Below are 8322 nucleotides of genomic sequence, written 5' to 3'. Positions count from 1 at the left end.
ACTTACACCGCCGAGGGCGTCCCGCGCGCCATGCTCCGGACGGCCGCATTCATCACCACGCTTCGCCGCGAGGACGCGGTGGGCTGTTCGCCGCGACAGGCCCCACCCGCTCGCGGGCCTTCACGAATAATCCGGGCTAGGTCATGGAGACGGCCCCCTCCCACACCCACCCACAGGACAGGTTGCGCCGGCAAAGCCGGCGCTCGGAGCGGACACTCAATGCGTGAGGGTGAGGCTTCACGCGGTGCGCGATTGACCCTACGGGCTCCGACGTCCGTCTGGCTCGGAGACGAGGTCGGCCCCGGCGAGCCGCCGTCCTTCCGGCCCTCCTGGTGGTGTCGGAGCCGGCACCTGCAAACGGTGTGGGGTCCGCTCTTCCGCCGCGCGCGCCTGCCCCTCTCGCGCGAGCGCGTCCCGACCGGCGACGGCGACTTCGTCGATCTGGATTGGGCCGACGGCGCGCCGGGGCAGCCGCTCCTGCTCGTCCTTCACGGCCTGGAGGGCTCGGCCCGCTCCCACTACGTCACGGGGCTGTTCCGCGCGGCGGCCGATCGCGGCTGGCGCGGGGTCGCGCTCAATTTCCGCTCCTGCAGCGGCGAGCTGAACCGGCTTCCGCGCTTCTATCACTCGGGCGACACCGGGGATCTCGACGCGGTCGTCCGGTCCCTCGTCGAGCGGGAACCCGGGATCCGCATCGGCGCCGCCGGGGTCTCGCTCGGCGGGAACGTGCTCCTCAAGTGGCTGGGCGAGCGCGGCCCGGACGCGCCGCCGGAGCTCGTCGGGGCCGTCGGGATCTCGGTCCCCTTCGATCTCGCCTCCTGCGCGCGCCGCCTCGACCGCGGCCTGGCGCGCGTGGTCTACACGGCGAACTTCCTGCGCACGCTCCGCCGGAAGGTCCGGCTGAAGGCGGACGTGTACCCGGGCTTCGTCGACCTCACGGCCGTCCGGCGCGCCCGGACCTTCGCCGAGTACGATCGCGCGGTGACGGCGCCGCTCCACGGCTTCGCCGACGAGCGGGACTACTGGACGCGGGCCAGCTCGGGCCCGTATCTCGGCCGGATCCGGCGGCCGACCCTCCTGATCAACGCCCTCGACGATCCGCTGGTCCCGGCCGAGTCTCTGCCCGATCCGACCACCCTGCCGGCGGCGGTCCGGGTCGAGGTCCCGCGGCGAGGCGGGCACGCGGGGTTCATCGACGGCCGGTGGCGCGGGCGCGCGAGCTCGTGGGCGGAGCGGCGCGCCGTCGAGTTCCTGGGCCACTGCGCGGGCACCGTCTGTTAACATACGCGGCATGCGCCGCGACGCCCACGGTCTCCCCCTCTCGGCGGCGTCCGCCACCGCCGCCGAGACCTACGACCGCGCGGTGACGGCACTGCTCGGCTGGGAAGACCAGGCCCTCGGGCTGTTCCAGACGGCGGCCGCGCACGACCCGGGGCTCGCCCTGGCCCACGCCGGCGTCGGAGTCTGCCTCTTCTTCGACGAGCGCTTCGCCGAGGCGCGGGCGGCCCTCGAGACCGCGCGAGCGGCGGCGGCCGGCGTGACCGAGCGGGAGCGGGGGCACGTCGAGGCCCTGGCGCACCTGGTCGGCGGCCGGCTGCCCGACGCGGAGCGGACGATGCGCGCGCATCTCGCGGCCTTCCCCCGGGACCTCGTCGTGGCCCAGCGCCTCTACTTCATCTGGTTCTGGCAGGGCCGCTTCCCCGAGATGCTCGAGCTCACCTCGACCCTGCTGCCCCACTCCCCGGAGACGTCCTTCCTCCTGGGACTCCACGCCTTCGCGCTCGAGGAGCACGACCGGTTCCCCGAAGCCATGCGGGCCGCCGAGGCCGCGATCGCCCGGAACCCGCGGGACGCCTGGGCCGTCCACGCGCTGGCCCACGGTCTCTACGAGACCGGCACGTTCGACGCCGGACTCAGCCGGCTCCCGGCCGCGATCCATCCCTGCCGCGGCCTCGGGTGGTTCCGCGGCCACCTGCTCTGGCACCTCGCGCTCCTGCACCTCGCGGCCGGTGACTACGCGCGCGCCGACCGGCTCGCGCGGAGCGTCTTCGAGCGCGCCCCGTCCTCGCTGGCCGGCGAGCTTCACGACTCGATCTCGCTTCTGTGGCGGCTCGAGCTCTGCGGGATCCCGGTCGGCGAGCGCTGGCGCCCGTTCGTCGAGATCGCGCGCCAGCGTCTGGACCGGCAGGGCCTCCTGTTCCACGTCGTGCACCTCGGCATGGCTCTGGCCGCCGGAGGTGACTGGGCGACGGCCGACCGCCAGCTCGCGCGGCTGCGCGAGCGCACAGCCAGGGATCCGGCCGGCCTGACGGCCGGCCTCGCCGTGCCCCTGATCGAGGGATGCCACGCGTTCGCGGCCGGGGACTATCGGCGCACCATCGAGCGGATCGAGCCTCTCGGCCCGCGGATCAGGGAACTGGGCGGAAGCCGCGCGCAGCGGGATGTCTTCCACGACACCCTGCTGGAGGCGTGCTTCCGGGCCGGTGAGGTGGCGCGGGCCGAGCGGCTCCTGGCCGAACGGCTGAGCCGCCGGCCCGACCATTTCTGGGTGACACGGCGGGCGGCCGGAGCGACGCTCGCGGAGCGTGAGGAGTGAGCCGACACCGCTGAACGGGAGCCACGCTATGCCAGAGACCCACGCCTCCATGACGCGGACGCCGGCATCGGGCGACGATAGCCCGATCACGCGCCTCCACGCCGAGGTGCTGCAGCGCGGGCCCTACGAGGCCTACCAGCTCCTCGAGCCCGAGCCGGACGAGGTGGTCGTCCAGGTGCTCGCCATGCAGATCCCGACGGTCGCGGTCGAGATCCTGTGGGAGTTCCCGGAGGAGCGCCGCCGCCGCATCCTCGAGACGGCGCCGCCGGAGCGCGGCGGGCAGTGGGTACGGAACCACGCGTATCCGGAAGACACGGTCGGCCGGCTGATGGAGCACCCGCTCGCCATCTTCGGCCCGGATCTGACCGTAAAGCAGACGGTGAACCGGCTGCGGGAGCTCGTGCGGAAGGCGTTCATCACCTACGGCTTCGTGACCGACCCCGGCGGGCGGCTCCTGGGCATCCTCGTCTTCCGGGAGCTACTCTTCGCCGACGACGACCGGCGGATCCGGGAGGTCATGCTCCCGAACCCGTTCTTCCTGCGTCCGGAGATGTCGCTCCTGGATGCCATGCGGGAGGTCCTCAAGCGACACTATCCCGTCTATCCCGTGTGCGACACGGACGGGCGGCTGGTCGGCATCATCCGCGGCCAGACGCTCTTCGAGCAGCAGGCCCTCGAGTTGAGCGCCCAGCCGGGCAGCATGGTCGGCGTCGAGAAGGAGGAGCGCCTGGTCACCCCGTGGTGGCGCAGCCTCAAGTTCCGCCACCCCTGGCTCCAGCTCAACCTGTTGACGGCGTTCCTGGCCGCCGCCGTCGTGGGCACATTCCAGTCCACGATCGATCGGCTGGTGATCCTCGCCGTGTTCCTCCCGGTTCTGGCCGGGCAGTCGGGCAACACCGGCTGCCAGGCCCTGGCCGTGACGCTCCGAGGCCTGACGCTGGGCGAGCTCCGGATCGGCAAGGGAAAGGTCCTCGTCCTCAAAGAGGCTTTCCTCGGGCTCTTGAACGGCGCCCTGGTGGGGATGACCGCCGGGGCCGGGATGCTGGTGGTGGCGGTCGCGCAGCAGAACCCGCACGCGGTGATCCTCGGCATCGTCGTGCTGCTGGCGATGATCGGGAGCTGTGTCGTGAGCGGCGTATGCGGCGCGGTGGTGCCGCTCACGCTCCAGAGGCTCGGGGCGGATCCGGCCACCGCCTCCAGCATCTTCCTGACGACCGCGACCGACGTCGTCTCGATGGGGCTGTTCCTGGCGCTCGCCACCTGGCTCGTGCGATGACCGGCCGCCCACCAGCGATCCTCGCCTCCCACTGCGCAATGAATGTGGTGGGGGGGTCTGGGGGCGGAGCTCCGCCGCTCCCCTCCAGGGTGAATTGACCCGCGGTCCCGTGGCGGGTTCGGGACTCCGCGTCCTTCCCGTCGCCATGTTCCTGGGCAGCTTCGCCTGGTCGTTCGTCTTCGTGAGCCTGCCGTTCCACGTTCAGGCGATCAGCACGCTGGACCCGGTGACGACACTCTGGTGGACGGGGTGGATCCTCGGGATCAGCTCCCTGGTCACCGTCGTCACGTCGCCCGCGTGGGCACGGCTGTCGGCCGACGGCAATCCGAAGACCTACTACCTGTGGACCCAGCTCCTGCAGGCCGTCGGCTTCTTCGGCATGGCGATCGCGCGGACACTGGTCGAGCTGTTTCTGGCGCGGCTCGTCCTGGGCTTCATGGGTGCCGCCTCCACCTTCGCGTTCATGATGGCCGGCCGCTCGTCCGACGGCAGCGCGGTGCGCCGGGAGGTCGCCGCGGTCCAATCGGCCATGACCGTCGGCCAGGTGATCGGGCCCCTGGCGGGGGCGGTCACGGCCGCCTCGATCGGCTTCCGCACCTCGTTCGTCATCGGGGGGCTGATCCTGGTCGGGTGTGGCAGCCTGGTCCGCTGGGGCGTGGTCATCCCCGTCGACGTCCTGAGGGCCCGGCCGCGCGAGGGACGCCTGCCCGTCCGCGACGTGGCGGTCGCCGTCTTCATCGTGCTCGTCGGCTCGACCCAGATCTTCTTTCTGACCTCGATCCTGCCCCAGATCCTGCCCGGGCTCGGCGTGCCGGATTCCGACACGCTCCAGATGGCCGGTGTCGTCGCCTTCGCCTCGGGCGCCGCGGCGGCCCTCGGCTCACTCGCGACCCCGCGCCTGGCCGAGGCGTTCGCCGAGCGGCGCCTGGTCACCGCGCTCATGGTGACATCATCGCTCTGCCTGGCCGCCCTGGCCGCCGTCGGCTCGGCCGGCCTGTACACGTTCGTGCGGTTCCTCCAGGTGCTGTGCATCGCCCCCGTGTTCCCCCTGGTGGCGACGCGAATCGTCCAGTATGGTGGGGGGCAGGCGATCGGGCTCGTCAACTCGGCGCGTATCGGCGCGGCGTTCATCGGCCCCGTGCTCGCGACATCGATCCTGGCCTGGGCGTCGCCTCTCGCCCTCTACGCCGTGCTGGCCGGCGTGGGGCTGGCCTGCGTGCCGCTGACGATGCTCCGGGAGACCTCGCCGAGCCCCGTGACCTGAACTCCGCGGAGGAGAGGACGCCATGGCGCACGAGAGCTATGCCAACAAGTTCGGACTCCGGCCCGTGGCGCTGGGGCGCCGCGGCATGGTGGCGACCGCGAACCCCCTGGCCACCCAGGCGGGGCTCCGGATGCTCGCCCGCGGCGGCAACGCGGTCGACGCGATCGTGGCGGCTGCGGCTGCCATCGGGGTGGTCGAGCCGTACATGTCCGGGATGGCCGGCTGCGGCGTCCTCATGCTCTCGGCGCCAGGGCGAACGCCCCGCGTCCTCGACTTCCTCGGGCGGGCACCGGACGGAGCCAGCCCGGCGAAGCTCTCGCAGACCGCGCGGGATCGCGGGCCCCTGTCGGTCGCCGTGCCGGGGAACCTGGCCGGCTGGGCCCGCGTCCTCGCCGACCACGGCACCGTGTCGCTGGCCGACGCGCTCGAGCCCGCCATCGAGCTGGCCGAGGGCGGCGTCCCGATGACGGTCTTCGACCGGCAGATGTTCGACGAGCACTGGGAGCGCCTGAACCCGGAGGCAGCCCGGGTCTACCTCCACGGGGGACGTCCCCCCGACGTCGGGATGGCACTGGTCCAGCCGGACCTGGCGGCGAGCTTCCGCACGATCGCGCGGGAGGGGATCGCCGCCTTCTACGAAGGCGCCCTGGCGGAGGCGATCACCCGCGACCTGGCGACGCTCGGCGGGCTCGTGACACTCGGCGATCTCGAGGCGTATCCGGCCACGCTCGCGTGGAGCGAGCCGCTGGTGACGACGTATCGCGGCGTCCAGGTCTTCGCGCCGCCGCCTCCCTCGAGCGGGATTCAGATCCTGGAGACGCTGAACGGCATGGCCGGGTGGGAGCTCGGCGGCCTGCCGCACCTCGGGCCCGACCACCTCGCCATCGTCGCCGAGGCATCACGCGCGGCCCGCATGGACACTGACCGGTTCGTCGGCGATCCCGCCTTCGTGTCGGTGCCGGTCGAGCGCCTGCTCGGCGCCGGGCGGACCCAGGAGCTGCGGGCCGAGATGCGCGCGCGTCTCGAGCGCCGGCCGGGCGAGCCGGCGGCGCCGACCCGGAGCGCCACCGACGGGGGCGCGCGGACGGCGTCGACGACACACCTCGCGGCCTGCGACGCGAGCGGCCTGGCCGTCAGCATCACCCACAGCCTCGGCGGAGGCTTCGGCAGCGGCGTGGTCGCCCGCGGGACCGGCATCGCCCTCAACAACGCGCTCCACTGGACCAGCTCGACGCCCGGGCACCCGAACGTGCTCCAGCCCCGGAAAAAGCACGAGTGGCCGGTGGCCCCGCTCCACCTCTTCCGGGACGGCGAATTCTGGGCGACGGTGGGGACGCCCGGCAGCTACGGCATCCTCGTCACCACGGTGCAGGTGGTCGCCAATATGCTCGACTTCGGCCTCAACATCCAGGACGCCATCGGCGCCCCCCGGTTCCGGTGGGCCGACGAGGCCATCGACCCGCTCCCGGCCGCGACCCTGCGCGTCGAGTCGCGGGTGCCCGAGGCGACACGGCGGGACCTCGTCGAGCGCGGCTACGCCCTCGAGCCGCTCGGGGCCTGGTCGATGCGCGTCGGCGGCGTGCAGGCGGTGATGCGGGACCGGCGAACCGGCTGGCTGCTGGGCGGTGCCGACCCACGCCGGAACGGCTGGGCGACGGGTTGGTGAGGGAGGCCTCGCCGCCCGGGATGGCCGGGGCAGATCGGACACCCAAGGGAGGCGGTCGATGAGTCGCACCTGGGATCGCTCGCGGGCGCTGCTCCAGCGCGCTCGGCAATCGCTGGCGGGCGGGGTCTCGAGCCCGATCCGGGCCAAGGCCCCGGTCCCGCTCTACTTCACGGGAGGCCAAGGGCCTCGCCTCACGGACGTCGACGGCCACGAGTACATCGATTACAGTCTCGCCTGGGGTCCGATGATCCTCGGCTACGCCCATCCGGCGCACGTGGAGGCCGTGCGCCGGGCCGCCGAGCGGCCGCTCTCCTACGGGGCCCAGCACGAGCTCGAAATCGCGGTCGCCGAGCGCCTCCAGCGCATCGTCCCCTGCGCCGAGCGGGTGGCGTTCAGCTCGAGCGGGAGCGAGGTCGTGCAGCTCGCCCATCGGCTGGCCCGCGCCTCCACGGGACGCCCTCTCGTCCTCAAGTTCGAAGGCCACTATCACGGCTGGATCGACGGGGCCCTCCTGAGCTATCACCCCGGGCTCGAAGGGCTCGGGCCGCGCGAGGCGCCGCACGTGACGCTCGGCTCGCTGGGGCAGGTGCCGAACGCCGCCGACAACGTGGTGGTGGCGCCCTGGAACCGTCTCGACATCCTCGCCGAGACGTTCCGCCGCCGGCCCGGCCAGATCGCCGCGGTCATGATGGAGCCCGTCCTCTGCAACAGCGGCTGTCTCACGCCGGTGCCCGGCTACCTGGAGGGCGTCCGCGACCTCTGCCGGCGCGAGGGCGCCCTCCTGATCTTCGACGAGGTGATCACGGGGTTCCGGATCGCGCTCCGCGGGGCCCAGGGGGCTTACGGGGTGGTGCCGGACCTCGCCACCTTCGGCAAGGCGGTCGGGGGCGGCGCGCCGCTCAGCGTGGTCGCCGGCCGCCGGGCGATCATGGAGCAGCTCTTCACGAGCGGGGTCGCCTTCGGCGGGACGTTCAACGGGAACCCGCTGTCACTGGCGGTGGCCGACGCGACCCTGGCCGAGCTCGAGCGCGACGACGGCGCGTCCCTGGTCCGGGCCAACGCGCTCGGGCGGACCCTGATCGACGGCATCCGCGAGCGGGCGCGCGCGCACGGCCTTCCGCTCCAGGTCTGCGGGTTCGGCGCGGCCTTCGCCCTGCACTTCACGACGTGCGCCCCGCTCCTCGACTACCGCGACACGCTCGACGACGATACCGAGCTGCTCGGCCGCTTCCTCTTCCGCGCCCTGGAGGAAGGGCTGCACGTCCTCCCCGACGGCCGGTTCTACGTGTCGACCGTGCACGCGGAGCGGGAGGTCGAGGCGACGCTCGCCGCCCTGGACCGCGTCTTCGCCCGTCTCCGGGAGCCGATCCCCCAGCCGGCCTAGCCCGGATTATTCGTGAAGGCCCGCGAGCGGGTGGGGCCTGTCGCGGCGAACAGCCCACCGCGTCCTCGCGGCGAAGCGTGGTGATGAATGCGGCCGTCCGGAGCATGGCGCGCGGGACGCCCTCGGCGGTGTAAGT

The 8322-nt window shown here is 72.9% G+C and carries 6 protein-coding genes; all 6 read left to right on the top strand.

Annotation, left to right across the window (positions count from 1 at the left end):
• Window positions 1-252 precede the first annotated feature (252 nt).
• The 6 genes from VGW35_18365 to VGW35_18340 all read left to right on the top strand — a co-directional run bounded on the left by VGW35_18365 (window position 253) and on the right by VGW35_18340 (window position 8186).
• Window positions 253-1281, top strand: coding sequence for an alpha/beta fold hydrolase (locus VGW35_18365; GenBank protein HEV8309631.1), 1029 nt, complete (start codon window positions 253-255; stop codon window positions 1279-1281).
• Between the two features lie 10 nt (window positions 1282-1291).
• Window positions 1292-2596 (top strand): hypothetical protein, encoded by a 1305-nt coding sequence (locus VGW35_18360; protein ID HEV8309630.1) that lies wholly within the window; start codon window positions 1292-1294, stop codon window positions 2594-2596.
• Window positions 2597-2624: 28 nt separating this feature from the next.
• Window positions 2625-3872, top strand: coding sequence for a magnesium transporter (locus tag VGW35_18355; GenBank protein ID HEV8309629.1), 1248 nt, complete (start codon window positions 2625-2627; stop codon window positions 3870-3872).
• Window positions 3873-3981: 109 nt separating this feature from the next.
• Entirely contained in the window at window positions 3982-5136 is a 1155-nt protein-coding gene (locus VGW35_18350) for an MFS transporter (protein ID HEV8309628.1), read from the top strand.
• 22 nt (window positions 5137-5158) lie between these two features.
• The gene (locus tag VGW35_18345; GenBank protein HEV8309627.1) at window positions 5159-6802 is read left to right on the top strand and encodes a gamma-glutamyltransferase family protein; all 1644 of its coding nucleotides are present in this window, start codon (window positions 5159-5161) and stop codon (window positions 6800-6802) included.
• Between the two features lie 58 nt (window positions 6803-6860).
• Complete coding sequence (locus VGW35_18340; protein HEV8309626.1) at window positions 6861-8186, top strand: aspartate aminotransferase family protein; 1326 nt, start codon at window positions 6861-6863, stop codon at window positions 8184-8186.
• Window positions 8187-8322: the final 136 nt, after the last annotated feature.

The organism is Candidatus Methylomirabilota bacterium, from assembly GCA_036005065.1.
GTDB lineage: Bacteria > Methylomirabilota > Methylomirabilia > Rokubacteriales > DASRDR01 > DASYQW01.
This window is presented reverse-complemented; position numbering and strand designations above follow the sequence as displayed.